The organism is Streptomyces sp. NPDC033165, from assembly GCF_055577965.1.
In genome coordinates this window covers 494,192-515,144 of the sequence record NZ_JBVIPK010000004.1, presented here as the reverse complement: position 1 = coordinate 515,144, position 20,953 = coordinate 494,192, and the positions used below count along the sequence as shown (strand labels likewise).

17 protein-coding genes are annotated in these 20,953 nt (G+C 72.1%); 8 read left to right on the top strand and 9 right to left on the bottom strand.

The genetic code is table 11. From position 1 onward, the window contains the following. Positions 1-41: 41 nt before the first annotated feature. Complete coding sequence (gene gcl / locus ACZ5WC_RS13410) at positions 42-1,826, bottom strand: glyoxylate carboligase (RefSeq protein ID WP_468540912.1); 1,785 nt, start codon at positions 1,824-1,826, stop codon at positions 42-44. Positions 1,827-2,086: 260 nt separating this feature from the next. On the opposite strand from gcl, the gene ACZ5WC_RS13405 reads away from it, so the two are divergent. After that, on the top strand, positions 2,087-2,797 hold the full coding sequence (locus tag ACZ5WC_RS13405; protein WP_468540911.1) for a hypothetical protein: 711 nt from the start codon (positions 2,087-2,089) through the stop codon (positions 2,795-2,797). Positions 2,798-2,890: 93 nt separating this feature from the next. Further along, positions 2,891-3,466, top strand: a complete 576-nt coding sequence (locus tag ACZ5WC_RS13400; protein WP_468540910.1) for a GNAT family N-acetyltransferase — start codon at positions 2,891-2,893, stop codon at positions 3,464-3,466. Positions 3,467-3,480: 14 nt separating this feature from the next. On the opposite strand, the gene ACZ5WC_RS13395 is transcribed toward ACZ5WC_RS13400, so the two are convergent. Further along, a complete protein-coding gene (locus tag ACZ5WC_RS13395) occupies positions 3,481-5,106 on the bottom strand; it encodes an AMP-binding protein (RefSeq protein WP_468540909.1) in 1,626 nt (541 codons plus the stop codon). Further along, entirely contained in the window at positions 5,103-6,779 is a 1,677-nt protein-coding gene (locus ACZ5WC_RS13390) for an AMP-binding protein (RefSeq protein ID WP_468540908.1), read from the bottom strand. The genes ACZ5WC_RS13395 and ACZ5WC_RS13390 overlap by 4 nt, the downstream gene beginning before the upstream one ends. 130 nt (positions 6,780-6,909) lie before the next feature. On the opposite strand from ACZ5WC_RS13390, the gene ACZ5WC_RS13385 reads away from it, so the two are divergent. After that, positions 6,910-7,752 (top strand): response regulator transcription factor, encoded by an 843-nt coding sequence (locus ACZ5WC_RS13385; protein ID WP_468540907.1) that lies wholly within the window; start codon positions 6,910-6,912, stop codon positions 7,750-7,752. 63 nt (positions 7,753-7,815) lie between these two features. Here ACZ5WC_RS13385 and ACZ5WC_RS13380 read toward each other — a convergent pair whose 3' ends face one another. Beyond that, complete coding sequence (locus ACZ5WC_RS13380) at positions 7,816-8,985, bottom strand: winged helix DNA-binding domain-containing protein (RefSeq protein WP_468540906.1); 1,170 nt, start codon at positions 8,983-8,985, stop codon at positions 7,816-7,818. Positions 8,986-9,105: 120 nt separating this feature from the next. On the opposite strand from ACZ5WC_RS13380, the gene ACZ5WC_RS13375 reads away from it, so the two are divergent. Then, positions 9,106-9,984 (top strand): DMT family transporter, encoded by an 879-nt coding sequence (locus tag ACZ5WC_RS13375; protein ID WP_468540905.1) that lies wholly within the window; start codon positions 9,106-9,108, stop codon positions 9,982-9,984. Between the two features lie 139 nt (positions 9,985-10,123). Here the strand turns inward: ACZ5WC_RS13375 and ACZ5WC_RS13370 are convergent, their stop codons facing one another. Together ACZ5WC_RS13370 and ACZ5WC_RS13365 are read right to left on the bottom strand one after the other, a co-directional pair. Continuing rightward, on the bottom strand, positions 10,124-11,143 hold the full coding sequence (locus tag ACZ5WC_RS13370; RefSeq protein ID WP_468540904.1) for a glutathione S-transferase family protein: 1,020 nt from the start codon (positions 11,141-11,143) through the stop codon (positions 10,124-10,126). Next, positions 11,140-12,669, bottom strand: coding sequence for an MFS transporter (locus ACZ5WC_RS13365; RefSeq protein ID WP_468540903.1), 1,530 nt, complete (start codon positions 12,667-12,669; stop codon positions 11,140-11,142). The genes ACZ5WC_RS13370 and ACZ5WC_RS13365 overlap by 4 nt, the downstream gene beginning before the upstream one ends. Before the next feature lie 160 nt (positions 12,670-12,829). Here ACZ5WC_RS13365 and ACZ5WC_RS13360 point away from each other — a divergent pair, with 160 nt between their 5' ends. Then, on the top strand, positions 12,830-13,921 hold the full coding sequence (locus ACZ5WC_RS13360) for a glycoside hydrolase family 5 protein (RefSeq protein WP_468540902.1): 1,092 nt from the start codon (positions 12,830-12,832) through the stop codon (positions 13,919-13,921). Positions 13,922-14,372: 451 nt separating this feature from the next. After that, positions 14,373-16,781, top strand: coding sequence for an endonuclease/exonuclease/phosphatase family protein (locus ACZ5WC_RS13355; protein WP_468540901.1), 2,409 nt, complete (start codon positions 14,373-14,375; stop codon positions 16,779-16,781). 55 nt (positions 16,782-16,836) lie between these two features. Here the strand turns inward: ACZ5WC_RS13355 and ACZ5WC_RS13350 are convergent, their stop codons facing one another. Genes ACZ5WC_RS13350 through ACZ5WC_RS13340 form a run of 3 tightly spaced genes read right to left on the bottom strand, consistent with a single transcriptional unit; the run spans position 16,837 to position 19,257 of the window. Continuing rightward, positions 16,837-17,742, bottom strand: a complete 906-nt coding sequence (locus tag ACZ5WC_RS13350) for an alpha/beta fold hydrolase (RefSeq protein ID WP_468540900.1) — start codon at positions 17,740-17,742, stop codon at positions 16,837-16,839. 22 nt (positions 17,743-17,764) lie between these two features. Then, the gene (locus ACZ5WC_RS13345) at positions 17,765-19,027 is read right to left on the bottom strand and encodes a beta-ketoacyl-[acyl-carrier-protein] synthase family protein (RefSeq protein WP_468540899.1); all 1,263 of its coding nucleotides are present in this window, start codon (positions 19,025-19,027) and stop codon (positions 17,765-17,767) included. Then, positions 19,024-19,257, bottom strand: coding sequence for an acyl carrier protein (locus ACZ5WC_RS13340; RefSeq protein ID WP_468540898.1), 234 nt, complete (start codon positions 19,255-19,257; stop codon positions 19,024-19,026). The genes ACZ5WC_RS13345 and ACZ5WC_RS13340 overlap by 4 nt, the downstream gene beginning before the upstream one ends. A 249-nt stretch (positions 19,258-19,506) precedes the next feature. On the opposite strand from ACZ5WC_RS13340, the gene ACZ5WC_RS13335 reads away from it, so the two are divergent. Then, positions 19,507-19,953, top strand: a complete 447-nt coding sequence (locus tag ACZ5WC_RS13335) for a nitroreductase family deazaflavin-dependent oxidoreductase (protein ID WP_468540897.1) — start codon at positions 19,507-19,509, stop codon at positions 19,951-19,953. 82 nt (positions 19,954-20,035) lie between these two features. Beyond that, positions 20,036-20,767: a nitroreductase family protein gene (locus ACZ5WC_RS13330; protein WP_468540896.1), complete on the top strand. Its 732-nt coding sequence runs from the start codon at positions 20,036-20,038 to the stop codon at positions 20,765-20,767. Positions 20,768-20,953: the final 186 nt, after the last annotated feature.

The window sequence follows — 20,953 nt, the reverse complement described above, 5'->3', positions numbered from 1 at the left end:
TCCTCTCCGGTGCGGGGGCCTCGTTCCGGGGTGACGGGTGATCAGGACACCGTCAGCGGGCGGATCGCGGTCGGAGCGTGGGACGGGTCCGTGGCGATGTCCTCGAACTCGTTGACCGACGCGATGTCGCTGCCGCTCATCGCGATGTTCGTGACCCGCTCCAGGATCGCCTCGACGACCACCGGCACCCGGAACTCCGCGGCCAGCTTCTTCGCCTCCTCGAAGGCGGGCAGCAGCTGGTCCGGCTCGGTGACCCGGATCGCCTTGCAGCCGAGGCCCTCGACGACCTTGACGTGGTCGACGCCGTAGACGCCCAGCTCCGGGGAGTTGAGGTTCTCGAACTCCAGGTTGACCTGGAAGTCGATGTCGAAGTTGCGCTGGGCCTGGCGGATGAGCCCCAGGTAGGAGTTGTTCACCAGGACGTGGACGTACGGGATGCGGTGCTGCGCGCCGACGGCCAGCTCCTCCAGCATGAACTGGAAGTCGTAGTCGCCGGAGAGGGCGACGACCGTGCCCTCCGGGTCCGCGGTGGCGACACCGAGGGCGGCCGGGATGGTCCAGCCGAGGGGGCCCGCCTGGCCGCAGTTGATCCAGTGGCGCGGCTTGTAGACGTGGAGCATCTGCGCGCCGGCGATCTGGGAGAGGCCGATGGTGGTGACGTAACGGGTCTCGGGGCCGAACGCCCGGTTCATCTCCTCGTACACGCGCTGCGGCTTGAGCGGCACGTTGTCGAAGTGGGTGCGGCGCTGGAGGGTCGCCTTGCGCTCCTGCGTGGAGGCGGCCCAGGCCGAGCGGTCCTTCAGCCTGCCCGCGGCCTTCAGCTCGCGCGCCACCTCGACGAAGAGCTCCAGCGCGGCCTTGGCGTCGGAGGCGATGCCCAGGTCCGGGGCGAAGATCTTGCCGATCTGGGTGGGCTCGATGTCGACGTGGACGAAGGTGCGGCCCTGGGTGTAGACGTCCAGCTTGCCGGTGTGGCGGTTGGCCCAGCGGTTGCCGATGCCGAGGACGAAGTCGGACTCCAGGAAGTTCGCGTTGCCGTAGCGGTGCGAGGTCTGGAGGCCCACCATGCCGGCGTTCAGCTCGTGGTCGTCGGGCAGGATGCCCCAGCCCATCAGGGTCGGGATGACGGGGACGCCGGTCAGCTCGGCGAACTCGACCAGGAGCTCGGAGGCGTCGGCGTTGATGATGCCGCCGCCCGCGACGAGCACCGGGCGCTCCGAGGCGTTCAGCAGTTCGACGGCCCGCTCGATCTGCTTGCGGGACGCGGCCGGCTTGTGCACCGGGAGGGGCTCGTACAGCTCGGGGTCGAACTCGATCTCGGTGAGCTGGACGTCGATCGGCAGGTCGATGAGGACCGGGCCGGGGCGGCCGGTGCGCATCAGGTGGAAGGCCTGCTGGAAGACACCGGGGACCTGCGCCGCCTCCAGGACGGTGGTGGCCGCCTTGGTGACCGGCTTGGCGATCGAGGCGATGTCGACGGCCTGGAAGTCCTCCTTGTGCAGGACGGCCGTCGGGGCCTGGCCGGTGATGCACAGGATCGGGATGGAGTCGGCGATGGCGGAGTACAGACCGGTGATCATGTCGGTGCCCGCCGGGCCCGACGTACCGATGCAGACGCCGATGTTGCCCGCCTTGGCCCGGGTGTAGCCCTCCGCCATGTGGGAGGCGCCCTCGACGTGCCGGGCCAGCGTGTGCTGCACCCCGCCGGAGGCCTTGAGGGCCGCGTAGAAGGGGTTGATCGCCGCACCCGGCACACCGAACGCGTTGCTGACGCCTTCACGCTTGAGGATCTCAACTGCCGCTCGGGCAGCGGTCATACGAGGCATTGAGTGCTCCTGCTCGGGATTGGTGGAGTCGGGCTCTGTCGCGCCACCTGAGAGCACCAATTCCGCATTACGGAAACTTAGTTCTGCTATATGGAAGCAATCTAGAACCTGGGGCGACCGCCGTCAAGGGCGTACAGCGCCGCTCGCCCGTACGAAGTGCGCCAATCCCCTCCCCAGAGCCTCGCCCCTGGTGGACGATGGCGTGACGAGGGAGGCACGGAGCGCAGTCGGCCGCGCGGCCGTGCCGGAGGGAGGCGATCGTGGAGTCCGTGCCGGTACGGTGCCCCGTCTGCAGCCGGGACCACGCCTACAGCACACCGGCCTACCCGTGCCCGTGCGGGGCGCCCACCGCCCCGCCGCTGCTGCCCGGCGCGCCGGCGGTCCAGGTCACCCACCGCAGCTGGAACGACGCGTGGGTCACCGTCCGCTGCACGTCCTGCGGCCGGGAGGACCAGTGGCCCCAGCCGGAGCTGTGCTGCCCGTGCGGGACCGTGCTGCGGATTCCGGTGCGACCGGTGACCGCCGCCCCGGCTCCGGGCTCACCGGTCTCCCCCGCCCATATCCCGCTGCCCCGCACCGCCGCGCACCCGCGCCCGACGTTCCGGCCGATGACGATCCGTACGGGCCACGACGCGGTGAGCGCGGCCGGGCTCTATCTGACCTGGCTGGGCTACCGCGACGTGGGCCGTCCCGGGGCGGGCCCCGCCTCCGGGATCGATCTGCGGGCCGACGGGCTGATCGCCCAGGTGGACTCCAGCACCCGCCCGGCCACGCTGCGCGCGGTGGAGTGCCTCTGGCTCAACGCCCTGGGCGCATCCGTGACCGGGGTGTTCTTCTCCCTCGCGGGGTACGCGGCCGACGCCCGGGCCCGTGCGGACGGCGTCGGACTCCCGCTCTTCGTCATCGACCTCACGGGGACCCCGCAGCCGGTGAACAGTCCGGCGCACGAGCTGGTCAGCACCGGAGCCTGAGCGGCGGTCCGGGCTCCGCCCCCCGAGGTTCTCCCCGAGGGTGAATCCGGCCACGGCGTACCGGTCCGCCGTCCGGCGCGGCACACTGAGTGCATGCGTATCCGCTCCGCCAGACGCTCCGATCTCCCGCTTCTCCAGGAAATCGAGCGCGCCGCAGGGGAACCGTTCCGCACCCTGGGCATGGCCTTCGTGGCCGACGACGACCCGCCCCCGCTCGACCTGCTGGAGAGCTACCGGCTCGCAGGCCGCTGCTGGGTGGCCACCGACCCGCACTCCGTCACCGGCGACCGGCCGCTCGGCTATGTGCTCGCCGACCCCGTCGACGGCGCGCTGCACATCGAACAGGTCTCGGTCGACCCGGCCGCCGCCCGCCGCGGCATCGGCCGCGCCCTCATCGACCGGCTCGCCGCCCTCGCGGTGGGACGCGGGATGAAGGCGCTCACCCTGACCACCTTCACCGATGTTCCGTGGAACGCCCCCTACTACACCCGGATCGGCTTCCGGGTGCTGGCCGAGGACGAACTCACCGACGGGCTGCGGGCCATCCGCACCGAGGAGGCCCAGCACGGCCTGGACCGCTGGCCCCGGGTCTGCATGCGACGCGACCTGGTGCCGGCCGCCCGGCCCCCGGAGGACTCGCCCACCCTGGCGGTCGGCGGCGGCGCATGAGCTGAGCGCCGGGCTCAGTCCGCGTACGACTCGCGTAGCTCGATCTTGCGGACCTTGCCGCTCACCGTCATCGGGAAGGACTCCAGAATCCGCAGCCTGCGCGGGATCTTGTAGTGGGCGAGCCGTTCCCGGCAGTGCGCGGCGAGCTCCTCCAGGCTCGGCGGGTCGGCCGGGTCGCGGGGAATGACGCAGGCCAGGATCTCCTCCCCGAAGTGCTCGTCCGGCACGCCGACCACCTGGACGTCGGAGATCTTCGGGTGGCCGTGCAGGAACTCCTCGATCTCCCGGGGGTAGACGTTCTCGCCGCCCCGGATGATCATGTCCTTGATCCGGCCGACGACCTGGACGTATCCGTCCTCCCGCAGCACCGCGAGGTCCCCGGTGTGCATCCAGCGGCCCGCGTCGATCACCTCGGCGGTGCGGTCGGGCTGGTCCCAGTAGCCGAGCATCACGCTGTAGCCCCGGGTGCACAGCTCGCCGGCGGAGCCGCGCGGCAGGGTGATGCCGGTGGCCGGGTCCACGATCTTGACCTCGATGTGCGGCAGCGCCCGGCCGACCGTGCCCGTACGGCGTTCCAGGTCGTCGTCGCGGCGGGTCTGGGTCGAGACGGGGGACGTCTCCGTCATCCCGTAGCAGATGGACACCTCGGACATGTGCATCTGCGCGACGACCCGCTTCATCACCTCGACCGGGCAGGGCGAGCCGGCCATGATGCCGGTGCGCAGCGAGGAGAGGTCGTACGCGGCGAAGTCCGGCAGGTTCAGTTCGGCGATGAACATGGTGGGGACGCCGTACAGCGAGGTGCAGCGCTCCTGCTGGACGGCGGCCAGCACGGCGGCCGGTTCGAAGGACGGGCCCGGGATCACGATGCACGCGCCGTGCGAGGTGATGCCGAGATTGCCCATGACCATGCCGAAGCAGTGGTAGAAGGGCACCGGCAGACAGACCCGGTCGGCCTCGGTGTACGCGACCGTCTCCCCGACGAAGTAGCCGTTGTTGAGGATGTTGTGGTGGGAGAGCGTGGCGCCCTTGGGGAAGCCGGTGGTGCCCGAGGTGTACTGGATGTTGATCGGGTCGTCGCAGGACAGGGCGGCCTCGCGGGCGGCCAGTTGCTCCCGGGAGACGGCGGGGGCGGCGGCGGTCAGCTCGGACCAGGACGGGTCCCCGATGTAGTGGACGGCCCGCAGGGACGGGCAGTCGGCGCGGACCTCGTCGACCAGGGCTCGGTAGTCGCTGGTGCGGTGCGCGAGGGAGGCGACCAGCAGGGAGATGCCCGCCTGCTTCAGGACGAACGCCAGCTCATGGGCGCGGTAGGCCGGGTTGATGGTGACCATGACGGCCCCGATGCGGGCGGTGGCGTACTGGACGAGCACCCACTCGGGGCAGTTGACCGCCCAGATGCCGACCCGGTCGCCCTTCTCCACGCCGGACGCCATCAGGGCGCGGGCCAGCTCGTCGACGTCCGCGCCGAGTTCCGTATACGTCCAGCGGCGGCCGGAGACCACGTCCACCAGGGCCTCGCGGTCGCCGTGGGCGGCGATCGTCCGGTCCAGGTTGCGGCCGATGGTGTCACCGAGCAGGGCGGTGGTGCCGGTGCCGTGTGCGTAGGACAGGCGGCTCCCGCGCGTCAGCTCGCTCACTTGAAGTCCCCCTCGTCGAACTCGGTGCCGTCACCGGCGGCGGTGCGTTCGCGGAGTTCGATGCGGCGGATCTTTCCCGAGACGGTCTTGGGCAGTTCCGCGAACTCCAGCCTGCGGATGCGCTTGTACGGGGCGAGGACCGTCCGGGAGTGCTCGAAGAGCGCCTTCGCGGCGTCCGGGCCCGGCTCCCAGCCCTCCGCCAGCACGACGTACGCCTTCGGGACGGCCAGCCGGAGCGGGTCGGGGGCGGGTACGACGGCGGCCTCGGCGACCGCCTCGTGCTCCAGGAGGGCGCTCTCCAGCTCGAACGGCGAGATCTTGTAGTCGGAGGCCTTGAAGACGTCGTCGGCGCGGCCCACGTACGTGATGTAGCCCTCGTCGTCGCGTGCGCCGATGTCGCCGGTGCGGTAGTAGCCGCCCGCCATCGCCTCGGCGGTGCGGTCCGGGTCGCCGTGGTATCCGGTCATCAGGCCGACGGGCCGGTCGGCCAGGTCGAGGGCGATCTCCCCTTCCGCCGCCCCGGGCCGTCCCGTCACCGGGTCGAGCAGCTCCACGGTGAAGCCGGGGCTGGGGCGGCCCATGGAACCGGTCTTGAGGTGCTGGCCGGGGGTGTTGGCGACCTGGACGGCGGTCTCCGTCTGACCGAAGCCGTCCCGGATGGTGACCCCCCACTCCCGCCGGACCGTCTCGATCACCTCGGGGTTCAGCGGCTCCCCCGCCGCGACGACCTCGCGCGGCGGGACGTTCAGCCGGGACAGGTCGGCCTGGATGAGCATCCGCCAGACGGTCGGCGGAGCACAGAAGCTGGTGACGCCCGCGCGGTCCATCTCGGCCATCAGACGGGAGGCGTCGAAGCGGGTGTAGTTGACGATGAAGACGGTGGCCTCGGCGGTCCACGGGGCGAAGAGGTTCGACCAGGCGTGCTTGGCCCAGCCGGGCGACGAGATGTTCAGGTGGACGTCCCCGGGGCGGAGACCGATCCAGTACATCGTCGACAAGTGGCCTACCGGATAGGACACATGGGTGTGCTCGACGAGCTTGGGGCGGGCGGTGGTGCCGGAGGTGAAGTAGAGCATCAGCGGCTCGTCGGCGTCCGTCCCGCGATCGGGCGTGAAGCCCGCGGGCGCCTTCGCCGCTTCCCCGTACGGCAGCCAGCCCGGCACCTCCTCACCCACCGCGATGCGGGTGTACTCCCCCGGCACCTGGTCGAACTTCGCGGTGTCCGCGTCCCGTACGAGCACATGGCGGACCCGGCCGCGCTCCACCCGGTCGCGCAGGTCGGCGGGGCCGAGCAGCGGGGTGGCGGGGATGACGACGGCACGCAGCTTCATCGCGGCCAGCGCGCTCTCCCACAGCTCGGTCTGGTTGCCGAGCATCACGAGGATGCGGTCGCCCTCCCGGACTCCTTGCTCCGTCAGCCAGTTGGCGGTCCGGTCGGAGCGCTCGGACATCGCCGCGAAGGACACCTCGGTACGCCGGCCGTCCTCCTCCACGATGTGCAGGGCGGTGCGGTCGTTGTTCTCCGCGATGACGTCGAACCAGTCCAGCGCCCAGTTGAAGCGGTCGGTCCGGGGCCAGCGGAAGCCCGCGTACGCCGTCTCGTAGTCCTCGCGGTGCTCCAGCAGGAAGTCCCGGGCGGCCCGGAACGTCTCCGTCGCGTTCGTCGCCGACATGTGCCCTCCTCGTTGCGGACCCGACCGGTCGCTTAACATCATGTAAAAAGTGACCCAGGTCTCACCACCCCCGAACGGGGGGGTCCCTCCCCGGGCGGGGCGGGCTCGGGCCGGGCGGAGGGGCGTCGGAGTGCCGGAACCGGTCGATGCGGTCGAGATGCAGGCGGCGCTGCTCAGGCTGCGCCGCACGAGCGGGCTTCCCGTGGTGTTCGGCGGTCTGCTGTCCGACGCCCGCCACGCGCGGATCGCCGAGCTGAACGGGGCGCAGACCAGTGCGCTGCGGGGCCTGGTCGTCTCCGCCGGGAGCGGTCTGGGCGGCAAGGCCATCGCACTGTCCCGCCCCTGCGCGGTGACGGACTATCCCTCCTCGCGCCACATCAGCCACGAGTACGACACGGCGGTGGCCGCGGAGGGGCTGCGCTCGGTGGTCGCGGTGCCCGTCGTCGTACGGAGAACAGTGCGGGGTGTGCTGTACGGGGCGCTGCGCACCCCGGTGGCACTCGGGGACCGGACGTTCGACGCGGCGGTGGCGGCGGCCCGCGATGTGGAGCAGGCGCTCGCCGTACGGGACGAGGCACGGCACCTGCTGGCCGCCTCCCGGGAGCGGGTGACCGATCCGGACCGGGCGCCGGGGGCCTGGGAGGACGTGCGCGAGGCCCACCGCGAACTGCGCGCCCTGGCCCCGAGGATCCTCGACCCGGATCTGCGCGAGGAGCTGCTGGAGGTCTGCGGGCGGCTGGCCACGGCGTCGGCAGCGCGGGTTCCGGCCTCCCGCGCCGTGCGGCTGGCTCCGCGCGAGGTGGACGTGGTGGCGTGTGTGGCGGCGGGGGCGACGAACGCGGCGGCCGCCGAGCGGCTGGGGCTGCGCCCCGAGACGGTGAAGGGTTATCTGCGGTCCGCCATGCGGAAGTTGGGTGCGCAGACGCGGCTGGAGGCGGTAGTGGCCGCGCGGCGGGCGGGGCTCCTGCCCTGACGTGCGGTCCGCGTCGGCTGCTGAATCGGCCGGTGATCCGTGACGACGTACGGTCCGTGGGCCTCAGTCGTGGCCGAAGTCCAGAAAGGTGCCGAAGCGGACGTCGTACGCCGTCGCGTCCGTCATCACCGCCAGCATCCCTGCCGCCTCCTCCGTGATCTCCGCACGCTCGGCGCGGGACAGCCTCCGGAGCGGCTGGACAGTGAGGGTCGCGGTGCCGCCGGTGGCTTCGACGCGCCAGACCGCCTCGAAGAAGCCGTCGATCAGGACGGTCCCGAACGACTGGTTGCCCACCCAGTTGCGCCCCTTGTTGGCCTCCGGGACGACCCGGGTGCGGTCGGCGTGGCCCAGGAGGACGTTGTCGAACTCGGGCAGGAAGCGCGGCGGGGCCGGGGTGTCCGGGTCCGGGCGCGGGGCGTCGGGGAGGTCGAACAGCTCGACGCCCCGCTCGTCCCGGAAGGTGAGCAGCCGGGGCCGCAGCCGCTCGAAGACCTCCTTCGTCCGGGTCAGCCCCGCCCAGGTCTGGAAGTCCTTCACCGAGGCGGGTCCGAACGCCGCCAGGTAGCGCAGGACGGTGGCGTCCGGCGCGGGCGCGGGTCCGGCGGACCTGCCGAGCCAGTGCTCCAGGGTGGTCAGGGCGACCTGTCCGCCGCGCCCCCACAGTCCGCGCGGGGTGACCTGGACCAGCGGCAGCAGACACCGGGCGGCCGCGGTGAGCGCGAGGGGGTCCGCGTCCGGCCAGCGCGTGAGCAGCTCCTCGCGCAACTCCTTGACCGGGCGCGGGCGCTCCTCGACCAGCTCCACGGCCACCGCGGCGAGCCGGTCCAGGTCCACCCCGTCCAGGCCGCGCCGGAAGTTCTTCAACTCCCGCTCACGCGCCGGCTGCACCAGGGGGCGCAGGGTGAGCGCGTCGTCGGCCGTATGGGTGTGGAGGGTGGAGCGCAGGCTGACGATCCGGACCACCTCACGGGACTCCATCAGGGCGGACAGCTCCTGGGGGTCGAAGTCCGCGAGCCGGGCGTACAGCTGGAAGTACGGCGGCTTGGTGTTCTGGGCCTGGAGTCCGAGGAGATGGGCGACCGCGTCCTTCGCGGACATGGCGGACCGGCGCAGCAGGAGCTGCCGGTCCAGGGTCGCCCGGTTCAGCGCCCGGTCGGAGAGGACGGCGGGGTGAGCGGGAGTTCGGTGTGCGGGGGTGCGGCGAGCGGGGGTGCGGGGCGTCTTCGCGGCCATGGTCCGCACGCTACCGGGCCTTGCGGACATCTACGGTCCGCAAGGCGGGGTCCGTGGCCGTTACGCCCACCGGACCCGTGCGCCGCGCGCCCCGGGACGGCCGACTCCATGATGGGCCGGGTGATCAGTGTTCTGTTCGCCGTCCTGACCGCCCTCAGCAATGGCTCCGCCTCGGTGCTCCAGCGCCGGGCGGCGATGGAGGTGCCCGACAGCGAGGCGATGCGGCTCTCGCTGATCGGTCGTCTGGTGCGGCAGAAGGTGTGGCTGGCCGGGATCGGACTGGTGATCGTGGCGGCGGTCTGCCAGGCGGTCGCGCTGGCCACCGGGCCGATCGCGGTGGTCCAGCCGATCTTCGTGATCGAGCTGCCCCTGACCCTGCTGATCGCGGGGCTGGTGATGCGGGTGCGGGCGGGCCGGACCGTCTGGTACGGGGTCGCGGCGGTCACGGTGGGCCTGGCGCTCGGCATGGTGTCGGCCGCGCCGGTCGAGGGCAGCGACACGGTCGCGGGCGCCGACTGGATTCCGGCGCTGCTGCTGACCGGGGTGTTCGAGGCGGGGCTGATCGTTGCCGCGCTCAGGACGCGCGGCAACCCCCGGGCAGCGCTGCTGGGGCTGGCCGCCGCCTGCGGCTATGCGCTGACGGCGGCGCTGATGAAGGACGCGATGGCGCACCTGGACGACGGCGGGGCCCTCGCGCTGCTGTCGTCCTGGGAGCTGTACGCCACGGCGGCGGCCGGGGTGGGTGCCCTGTTCCTGCTGCAGAACGCGCTTCAGGCGGGCAGTCTGGTGGCCGTTCAGCCGATGCTGACGCTGGGGGACGCGCTGATCAGCATCCTGTACGGGGTGACGCTGTTCGACGAGGAGCTGCGGACCGGCTGGTGGCTGCTGCCTGAGCTGGTCGCGCTGGCCCTGATCGCCACCGGCTGCGTGCGTCTGGCCCGCACCCCGCTGGCCAGGGGCACGCTGGCACCGCCGCCCCCGGCCCCCCGAGCGCGGTAGGCGTCCCCGAGGCGTGGGTCGTACGTACTGGCCGGCGAAGACGCGCCTCCCGGCAGGGCCGTCCGTGCCGGTTGCCTGCGCGTCCTGCATGGTCGTCCCGTTCCTGTGCGGCCGGACGGCCTCTTGTCGCCGCCGAGGATCAGGAGGCCGCTGCCGGGGGCGTACCCTCGCCGAAGGGGCGGCCGCCGAGCTGTTCGCGGTGGTGCGGGGTGGTCCAGCCGGAGAGGTCGGGGCCGAGGGGGACGATGCCGGTGGGGTTGATGCCGGTGTGGACCTCGTAGTAGTGGCGCTTGATGTGGTCGAAGTCCACCGTGTCGCCGAACCCGGGGGTCTGGTAGAGGTCGCGGACGTACGCCCACAGGACGGGGTCCTCGGTCAGCTTGTTCCGGTTGCACTTGAAGTGGCCGTGGTAGACGGCGTCGAAACGGACCAGGGTGGTGAAGAGCCGGATGTCGGCCTCGGTGACGGTGTCGCCGACGAGGTAGCGGCGGTCCGCGAGCCGGGCGGAAACCTGGTCGAGGCGGGCGAAGAGGGCCTCGTACGCCTCTTCGTACTCCTGCTGGCCGCTGGCGAACCCGGCCTTGTAGACGCCGTTGTTGATGTCCCGGTAGATGCCTTCCATGACCTCGTCGATCTCCGCGCGCAGCGGCTCGGGGTAGAGGTCGGGGGCGCCGGGGCGGTGCAGGGCGGTCCACTCGGTGGCGAGGTCGAGGGTGAGCTGCTGGTAGTCGTTGGTGACCAGCTTCCCGCTCGGTACGTCGACGATGGCGGGCACGCTGACGCCGCCGGGGTAGTCGCGCTCCCGGGCGTCGTACGCCTCGCTGAGATGGCGGATGCCGAGGACCGGGTCCTTGCCTCCGGGGTCCAGGGTGAAGCGCCAGCTGCGGTCGTCCTGGATGGGGTCGGCGACGGCGAGCGAGAGGGCGTCCTCCAGGCCGAGGAGCCGCCGGGAGACCAGGGCGCGGCTCGCCCAGGGGCAGGCCCGGCTGGCGACGAGCCGGTAGCGGCCTGCCTCGACGGGCCAGCCCTCGCGGCCGTCGGCGGTGATCCGGTCCGCGAAGTGGCTCCGGGACCGCTTGAACGGCTTGTGGCCGTAGGAGGCGTTGCCGTCGCTGTCCGCGCGGTCTGTCCCCGGACTGTCCGCTGCTGTGTCGCTCATGCCGCGCTCCTCGATGCGTCGGTCGGTGTGCGTGCTGTCCTTCGTCTGTCCCGCCGGTCCGCCCCGACCTCGGCCAGGGCCACGATCAGTGCGGCGAGTACGAAGGCGACGGAGACGATGAGCCCGTGGTCGTAGGCGTCGGCCCAGCCGTCCGGGCCGACCTGGGCGAAGAACACCGCGCCCACGGCGGCGATCCCGATCGCGGAGCCGACCCGCTGGCCGGTCTGGAGGGTGCCTCCGGCGCTTCCGGCGTGGTGGACCGGCACCTCGGCCAGGGTCAGGGTCTGGTTCGGGGCGATGACCAGTCCGCTGCCGAGTCCGGCGAGCAGCAGCGGGGCGGCCATGGCCCAGCCCGCTTTGCTGCCGGGGACCCAGTGGACGGCGAGGGCGGCGCCCGCGAGGCCGAGCGCGACCATGGCGAGGCCCGCCACCACGAGGGGCCGGCCGAAGCGCCCGACGAGCCGCCCGCCGATGGACGCGGCGACGCCGGAGCCCAGGGCGAAGGGGGTGATGGCGAGACCGGCCAGGAGCGCGGAGTAGCCCAGACCGGACTGGAGGTAGAGGGTCGTGACGAAGAAGATCGAGGTGAACCCGGCGAAGTAGAGCAGGATCAGCAGGCACCCCAGCCAGTAGGAGCGCAGCCGGAACAGCGACAGGTCCAGCACCGGCGTGGTCCGGCGGCCCCCGCACCGCGACTCCCAGGCCACGAATGCGCCGAGCAGGGCGGCGGCCAGGACGAGCAGGAGCCACTTGCCGTTGCCGGACCACTGCTGGGCCTGGACGAACGGCAGCAGCAGGGCCAGCACCCCGGTCCCGAGAAGCACCACGCCGACCGGGTCCAGGTCGCGCGGCCGCACCCGCCGCGCCGAAGGTGTGTCCGGGAGGAGGCGCCGGGCGAGCAGCAGGCAGAGGACGCCGAGCGGGAGGTTGACGTAGAACACCCAGCGCCAGCCCTGCTCGGGTCCCGCCAGCTGGATGAGCAGGCCGCCCAGCAGCGGGCCCACGGCGGTGGAGATCCCGACGACGGTGCCGAACATGCCGAACGCGCGGCCGCGCTCGCGCCCGGAGAACATCTGTTGGATCAGGGCGGAGATCTGAGGGGAGATCAGCCCGCCCGCGATGCCCTGCACCAGCCGGGCGATCACCAGCCAGAGGCTGGACTGGGCGGCCCCGCAGGCGGCGGACGCCAGGGTGAACAGGGCGAGGCCCGCCATGAAGACCGCCCGGCGGCCGCGCGCGTCGCCGAGGCGTCCGGCGGGGATGAGGAAGAGGCCGAAGGCGAGGGCATATCCGGAGAGCACCCACTGGAGGTCGGACTCGGGGGTGTTCAGGCTGTCCCGGATGGAAGGAAGCGCCACGTTGACGATGGAGACGTCCAACAGCGTCATGAAGCCCGCGACCAGGCAGACCGCGAGCGCCTGCCAGCGCCGGGGGTCGGGGCCGCCGACGTCGTGGCCGCCGGAGCCGTGGTCGCCGGAGCCGGCGTCGCGCCCGGTCGGCCCGGGATGCGCCGCGCTCCGTGCCATGGTTCGCACCCTAGGGGCCGAGGCCCCCAACGGCCCCCTCCGCCACGCGCGTTAATAGACAGGAAAGTTTCCCAACACGGTTGACGCCAATTGGAAGGAAGCTTTACTTTCAGTTCTGCCGACATGGCGCCTCCCACCCCCCTCCGAAGGGAGCACCACCATGCACCAGCGCACCAGTCCCCCCACCGAGCCCGCCCCCACGGCCGGTCGCCGCCGGTTCGCCCGCAAGGCCCTGCTCGCCGCGTCCGCGCTCGGTGTGGTCACCGCACTCATGGCTCCCGTCCGGGCGGGCGCGGCCCCGACCCCCGCCCCGGCCCCGGTCTCCCCCACCGCCGCCACCCCGCTCGCGGCCAACGGTCAGCTCGCCGTCTGCGGCGTGCGGCTCTGCAACTCCTCCGGCCGGGCGATCGCCCTCAACGGGATGAGCACGCACGGCACCCAGTGGTACGCCCAGTGCGTCACCGGCGGCTCACTCGACGCCCTGGCCCGGGACTGGCGCGCCGACGTGCTGCGCGTCTCCACCTACGTACAGGAGGGCGGTTACGAGACCGACCCGGCCGGATTCACCGCCCGTGCGCAGAAGTTCGTCGACGCGGCGCACGCGCGCGGTATGTACGCGGTGATCGACTGGCACATGCTCTCGCCGGGCGACCCGAACGCGAACCTGGGCAAGGCGAAGACGTTCTTCAGGGCGATGGCGAAGAAGTACCGGAACCACCCGGGCGTGCTCTACGAGATCGCCAACGAGCCCTCGGGGGTGAGCTGGTCGGCCATCAAGTCCTACGCCGAGAAGATCATCCCGGTGATCCGGGCCGAGGACCCCGATGCGGTCGTGCTGGTCGGGACGCGCGCCTGGTCCTCGTTCGGGGTGTCCGAGGGCTCCAACGAGTCGGAGGTCGTGAACAACCCCGTCAACGCCTCGAACATCATGTACACCTTCCACTTCTACGCCGCCTCGCACCGCGAGGCGTACCTCAGCGCGCTGGACCGGGCCTCCGACAGACTCCCCGTCTTCGTCACGGAGTTCGGGACGCAGAACTACTCGGGCGAGGGCGCCAACGACTTCGCCATGTCGCAGCGCTACCTCGACCTGATGAAGCGCAAGAAGATCTCCTGGACCAACTGGAACTACTCCGACGACCACCGCTCCGGCGCCGTCTTCAAGACCGGCACGTGCAGCGGGAGCAACTGGACGGGCACCGGGGTCCTGAAGGAGGCCGGGGTCTGGATCCGCGACCGCATCCGCAACTGACCCCGGCCCGTCCAGCCTTGCGCCGTCGGCCCGAGCGGCGGCGCGGGCAGCGGGCCGTGCGGGGAGAGCCCTCGGTGGAGCCCCGGGCCGGAGCCCGTCCGGCCCGGGGCTCCGCCGGCACGGCGTGCAGAACACACGCTTCAGGCCGACACGGCCTCGTGTCGTCAGGTGATGGATCGCCGCACGGCGTGCAACGCAGCCGGAAGGGCGTAAGCCGGTCGAAGTGCTGCCCGGAGGGTGGACGGCCACCCCAGATGGGCATTTTGCCCGGATATTGCTAGATATGACGGGCGCATGGCGGGCGTGCGACGAGCTCCCGTGGGGTTCTCGCGAGGCCCGGCAGCCGGTTCTCCATACGGGCGACGCCGGGAATTTACCGATGATGCCTTGTCATGCCCCGTTCTACGCGCATAGCTTTTGGCTCTTACCACCAAGCTGAGGGGCACCTCCCGTGCAGATATACAGATCCGGTTCCGTTCTGCTGACCGGCGCCGTCGCCGCCGCGCTCGCGGTGACCGCCCTGCCCGCCGCCCAGGCGGCCCCGTCCGCCACCGCCGTCATCTCCGAGGTGTACGGCGGCGGGGGCAACTCCGGCGCGACGCTGACCCGGGACTTCGTCGAGCTGGCCAACGCCGGCTCCGCGCCCTTCGAGGTCGGCGGCCTCAGCGTCCAGTACCTGCCGGGCAGCCCGTCGGCCGGCTCGCGGTGGCAGGTCTCCGAGCTGTCCGGGTCGATCGCGCCCGGCGGCCGCTACCTGGTCGCCCAGGCCAAGGGCAACGGCGGAACGGTCGCGCTGCCCACCGCCGACACCACCGGCACGATCGCCATGGCCGCAGGCAGCGGAACCGTCGCCCTGGTCTCCGGGACGGACCCGCTGACCTGCAAGTCGGCGGCGGACTGTGCGGCGGACACCCGGATCGTCGATCTGGTCGGCTACGGTTCCGCGGTCGTCCGGGAGGGCAGCGGCCCGGTCCCCGGCGCCTCGGCCACCGCGTCCGTCGCGCGGGCCGCCTCGCTCGCCGACACCGACGACAACGCCGCCGACCTCACCGCGGGAGCCCCGACCCCGGTCAACACCAAGGGCGAGACGTCCGGCGGCGGACAGGAGCCCGAGGAGCCCGGCCCCACCGAGCCCGGCGACGTACGGATCCACGACATCCAGGGCACCACCCGCCTCTCCCCGCTCGACGGCACGATGGTGGACGGGGTCCCGGGCGTCGTCACCGGTGTACGGAGCAGCGGCTCGCGCGGCTTCTGGATCCAGGACACCGCGCCCGACAACGACCCGCGCACCAGCGAGGGCCTGTTCGTCTACACGGGCTCCACCGCACCCTCCGTGGCGGTCGGGGACTCCGTCCTGGTCAGTGGCAAGGTCGGCGAGTACCGCCCCGGAACCAGCACCCAGTCGATCACCCAGCTCACCGCGCCCCGCATCACCGTGCTGTCCTCCGACAACGCGCTGCCCGACCCGGTCGTGCTCAACGCCCGTTCGGTACCCGGCCGTTACGTGCCGTCGGCGGACGGCGGGACGATCGACGCGCTGCCCCTGGACCCGTCCCGCTACGCCCTGGACCTGTACGAGGCGCTGGAGGGCTCCCGGGTCCAGATCGCCGACACCCGGGTGACCGGGGCGACGACCAGGTACGACGAGATCTGGGTGACCGTGAAGCCCTGGGAGAACCGCAACCGGCGCGGCGGCACGGTCTACGCCTCCTACGAGGACCAGAACACCGGCCGGCTCAAGGTGATGTCGCTGGACCCGGCGCGTCCGGTGCCGACCGCGAACGTCGGTGACGTGCTCAAGGGCCGCACCACCGGAGTGCTCGACTACGCCTCGTACGGCGGGTACAACGTGCAGGCCACCGAGATGGGCACGCTCGTCGACAAGAAGCTGCGGCGCGAGGTGACCCGCAAGCAGAGGTGGAACGAGCTCGCCGTGGCCACGTACAACGTGGAGAACCTCGACGCCCTGGACGACCAGGGCAAGTTCGACACCCTGGCCGAGGGCGTCGCGGTCAACCTCTCCTCCCCCGACATCGTCTCGCTGGAGGAGATCCAGGACGACAACGGTCCCGTGAACGACGGCACGACGGGCTCCGAGGCCACGCTGAAGCGGTTCACGGACGCGATCGTCGCGCAGGGCGGGCCGCGCTACGACTGGCGCTACATCGCCCCCGAGAACAACAAGGACGGCGGTCAGCCCGGCGGCAACATCCGTAACGTCTTCCTGTTCAACCCGAAGCGGGTCTCCTTCACCGACCGGCCGGGCGGGGACGCCACCACCGCGGTGCGGGCCGTGGACACGTGGTGGGGCGTGAAGCTCTCCGCGTCCCCGGGGCGGATCAACCCGACGAGCCCGGCGTGGAACAACAGCCGCAAGCCTCTGGTGGGCGAGTTCGTCTTCCGGGGCAGGCCCGTCTTCGTCATCGGCAACCACTTCGCGTCCAAGGGCGGCGACCAGCCGCTGCACGGCCGCTACCAGGAGCCGACACGGTCCTCGGAAGCGGATCGTATCCAGCAGGCCGCCGAGGTCAACGCCTTCGCCGCCGACCTGCTGAAGGCGGACAGGTTCGCCAAGGTCATCACGCTCGGGGACATCAACGACTTCGAGTTCTCCCCGACGATGAAGACGCTGACCAAGGGCGGAGTCCTCAAGCCCCTGATCACGACGCTGCCCGCCTCGGAGCGGTACAGCTATGTCTACGACGGCAACTCGCAGACGCTGGACCATATCCTCACGAGCCCCGGTATCCGGCGCTTCGACTACGACGTGGTGCACATCAACGCCGAGTTCGCCGACCAGGCGAGCGACCACGACCCGCAGGTGGTGCGGATCAAGGTCGGCGGGTTCTGGCACTGAGGCACTGCCCCGGCGGGCGGACCGACCGCTGTCGGGTCCGCCCCGCCGGGGTCTCTCAGGTTCGCCGCCCCACCGGGGTGCCCGCCTGGCGCGGCAGCGCGACCGCGCCGGTCACCGGCTCCCGCTCGGTGAAGAACCGGGAGACCAGCGCGGCCACCTCGCCGGCCCGCTCCAGGACCACCCAGTGGTCGGACTCCTCGATCGTCAGGAACCGGCTGCCCTCGATCGTCGCGGCGAACTCCCGCTGCCGCGCGGGCGACGTCACCGTGTCGTGCTCTCCGGCGAAGACCAGCGCCGGTACGCCGGTGAGCCCGCCGGAGAAGTCGGGCCGGTCGCCCAGCGCCCGGTGCAGGGAGTCCGCCGCGTGCGGGGAGTGGGCGAGCGCGTGCAGGAACGAGCGCCGGACATAGCGTCGGGCCAGTTCCCTGCGGTGTACGGGCCGTTCGGGGTCGAGGCACATCAGCGCGTCGGCCGCGAGCGCCGCGAACCCCTCGCGGTCCCCGCCCGCCAGCAGCTCCCGCGCCCGCTCCCAGCAGTCCACCTGGGCCTCGTCGATATGCACCGGTACGCCGCCGAGGGCGAGCCGGGCCACCCGCTCCGGATGGTGCCGGGCGAACCCGAAGGCGATGGCGGTGCCGTAGGAGAAGCCGAAGAGGTTGATCCGGGGTGCGCCGAGGTCGTCGGCGATCCGCAGGACGGCCCGGCGCAGGAGGCCGGCGCTCGGCCCGGGCGGGAGGGGGTCGGCGGTGCCCATGCCGGGCAGGTCGGCGGTGACCACGTCGGTGGCCGGGCCCAGGTGGTCGTCCATCTGGGGCCAGCCGAACATGCCCTGGAGCGCGCCGCCGAGAATGAGCGTGGGTGCGGTGGCCGGCGCCGTCCCGCCGCTGCGGTCGTACGGCAGGACGCGGTAGCCGTAGCGCACTCCGTCGACCGACAGCGTCCGGATGATCTCCTCGGGCATGTACTCCTGCGTTCCCTTCCGGTCAGGCCCTGGTGAGGACGAGTGCCGCGTTGTGGCCGCCGAAGCCGAGCGAGGTCTTGACGGCGCAGTCGAAGGAGGCGCTGCGGGCCTCCTTGGCCACCACGTCGACCGGGATCGCGGGGTCGGGCGCGTCCAGGTTGACGGTGGGCGGGATGCGTTGGTGCTGGAGGGCGAGAACGGCGAGCGCGGTCTCGATGCCGCCCGCCGCGCCGAGGGTGTGCCCGGTCATGGCCTTGGTGGAGGTGACGAGCGGGCTCTCGCCGAGGACCCGGCGGAGCATGGTCGCCTCGATCAGGTCGTTGGAGACCGTCGAGGTGCCGTGCGCGTTGACGTGCCCGACATCGGCCGGGGAGAGCCCCGCGTCGGCCAGGGCGCTGCGCAGGGCGCGTTCGATGCCGAGTCCGTCCGGGTCGGGGGCGACCGCGGAGTGGGCGTCGCTGGAGGCGCCGTAACCGCCCACGTGGGCACGGACGGTGGCGCCCCTGGCGCGGGCGTGGTCCGGGTGCTCCAGGACGAGCAGCCCGGCGCCCTCGCCGACGACGAAGCCGTCGCGGTGGGTGTCGAAGGGGCGGCAGGCGGCCTCGGGGTCCTCGCGGCGGGTGGAGACGGCCTTGAGGCGGCAGGCGCTGGCGATCAGGAGGCGGGTGCAGGTGGATTCCGCGCCGCCCGCGATGACGATGTCGCAGGCGCCGGAGCGGAGCATCTGGTGGGCGGTGCCGATGGCGACGGTGCCGGAGGAGCAGGCGGTGGAGACGGCCTGGCTGGGTCCGTGGAGGCCGAGGTCCAGACTGACGCTGCTGGCCGCGCCGTTGACGACGCAGAGGGGGGCGAGCTTCGGCGAGACCCGGCGGGGGCCGCGGTCGGCGAGGGCGGCGCTCTGCTCGTCGTAGAAGGGCAGCCCGCCGTGGGCGGAGCCGATGACGACGCCGACCCGTGCACTGTCCCAGACGGACGGGTCGAGCCCGGCGTCCGCGACGGCCTCGCGGGCGGCGATGACGGCGAGTTGGGCGAAACGGTCCATCAGCCGCTGGGCGGCGACCCCGAGCACGGCCCCCGGGTCGCAGTCGGTGACGGAATAGAAGAAGTCGCAGGGCAGTTCGGCCAGTTCGGGCCGGGGCCCGACGTTCGGCGCGAGGCCCTCGGTGACGCCGCGCCAGGCGGCGTCCGCGCCCGTACCGGCCGCGGTGACCAGGCCGACCCCGGTGACGGCCGCGGCGTACGGGGCGGGCGCCGGGCGGCGGTAGGCCCGGGCGGCGGCGCTCATGCGGCGACCTTGACGTGGACGGCCTCGACGAGCCGTCCGACGGTGTCGCGGGAGGTGAGCGCGACGTCCTCCAGGTCCACGTCCAGCCGGTCCTCGATGAGCAGCCGCAGCTCCTCCAGGGCAAGGGAGTCCAGCCGCAGCCGGTGCAGCGGGACGTCGGGGCGGATGGCCTCGGGGTCGGTTCCGAACTTCGTCACCAGCAGGGCGCTGATCTCTTCCGAAGTGCTCATTCGGCTCTCCTGGGCTCGGTGACGCGGTGACGCCGGCCGCGTGTGAGGGGAGGTGGAGGGAGGGGCCATCGGGGGACGCCGGCTGCTCCGGAAGGACCCTTTATACGCCTTCGCGGACGGGTTCCCGGTCCGCGTTCCCCCGTGCGGAGGGCGGTCAGTCCAGGTGTACGAATACCCCGCTGCGGGGTTGGGCGGATGCCAGGATGGTGCGCAGCCCGTACGGGAGAGCGAGAGAGAAGGAGCAACCGGATGACGACGGAGCAGGACGGACGCGGCGAGGTCGTGCTCAACCCCACCGAGTGGGTCGCCCGGCAGGCCGAGCTGTACGAGTCCTCCGGCGGCACCAAGGGCACCACGCAGCTCGGTGTGCCCTGCCTGCTGCTGGACTACGTGGGCCGGCGCAGCGGGCTCGTCCGGCGCACGGTGCTGATCTACGGGCGGGACGGCGAGGACTACTTGGTCGTGGCGTCCAACGGCGGCTCGGCACGGCCGCCGCAGTGGTATCTGAACCTCCAGGCGAACCCGGAGGTCGAACTCCGGGTGGAGACCGAGCGGTTCGGGGCGACCGCGGCGACCCTGCCGGCGGAGGAGAAGGCGCGGGTGTGGCCGGGCCTGGTGGAGCTGTTCCCGCGCTACGCCCAGTACCAGGCGGCAACCGAGCGGGACATCCCCGTCGTCCGGCTGACACGACGCTGAGGCAGGCCGCAGGGGCGGGCCCCGACAGCCCCGGTCCGGCAGCCCCGATGGCGGGCCGGTCCGGGCCGTACACTCCGCGATCATGACCATCGAAAAGGTTCAGACCGACCCGTCCGCCCCCGGCGGCCCCGCCCTCTTCGCCACCATGTCCACGATGCGCGCCATGCGCCGCCTCAAGCCGGACGCAGTGCCGGACGAGACGGTCGAGCAGCTCATACAGGCCGCCGTCTGGGGGCCCAGCGGCGGCAACATGCAGTGTTACGAGTACGTGGTGGTGACCGACCGCCAGGTGATGGCGCGGCTGGCGCCGCTGTGGAAGCGGTGCGTGGACGCGTATCTGGCGACGACCGGGAAGTACGCGCCCGAGGGCATGGACGAGGCGGCGTACGGCCGGATGGTGGCGGCGATCGAGTACCAGCGCGACCACTTCGCCGAGACGCCGGTGCTGATCGTGCCGTGCTACCGGTTCCCGGAACCGCGCCTGGACGAGGAGGGGCTCGCGGCCTCGGCGCGGGCGCTGGGCCCGGCGGGCACGGAGCACATGATGACCACGCAGACGCGCTTCCAGGCGCTGGCGGAGGGCTCCTGCGTCTACCCGGGTGTGCAGAACCTGCTGCTCGCGGCCCGGGGGCTGGGGCTCGCGGCGAACATCACCATCTGGCATCTGATGCTCGAACAGGAGTGGAAGCAGGAGCTCGGCATCCCGGAGGACATGGCGACGTTCGCCGCGATCCCGGTGGGGTGGCCGCGGGGCAACTTCGGGCCCGTACGGCGTCGCCCGGTGGCGGACGTCATCCACCGCGACCGCTGGTAGCCGAGGTTCCGTCAACCGGCGCGGACTCCCCTGCCGGGTGATGCCCGAGTTCACCCGGCAGGCCCGCGGAACTTTCAACTCCCTTAAAAAACAGGCATGTTGCGGCCCGACACACCCCTTCAACTCGTTGTCATGCCCAGCCCGTGTCGATAGCCTGACCATGCTCCACGTCCCTCTGGCCGACCC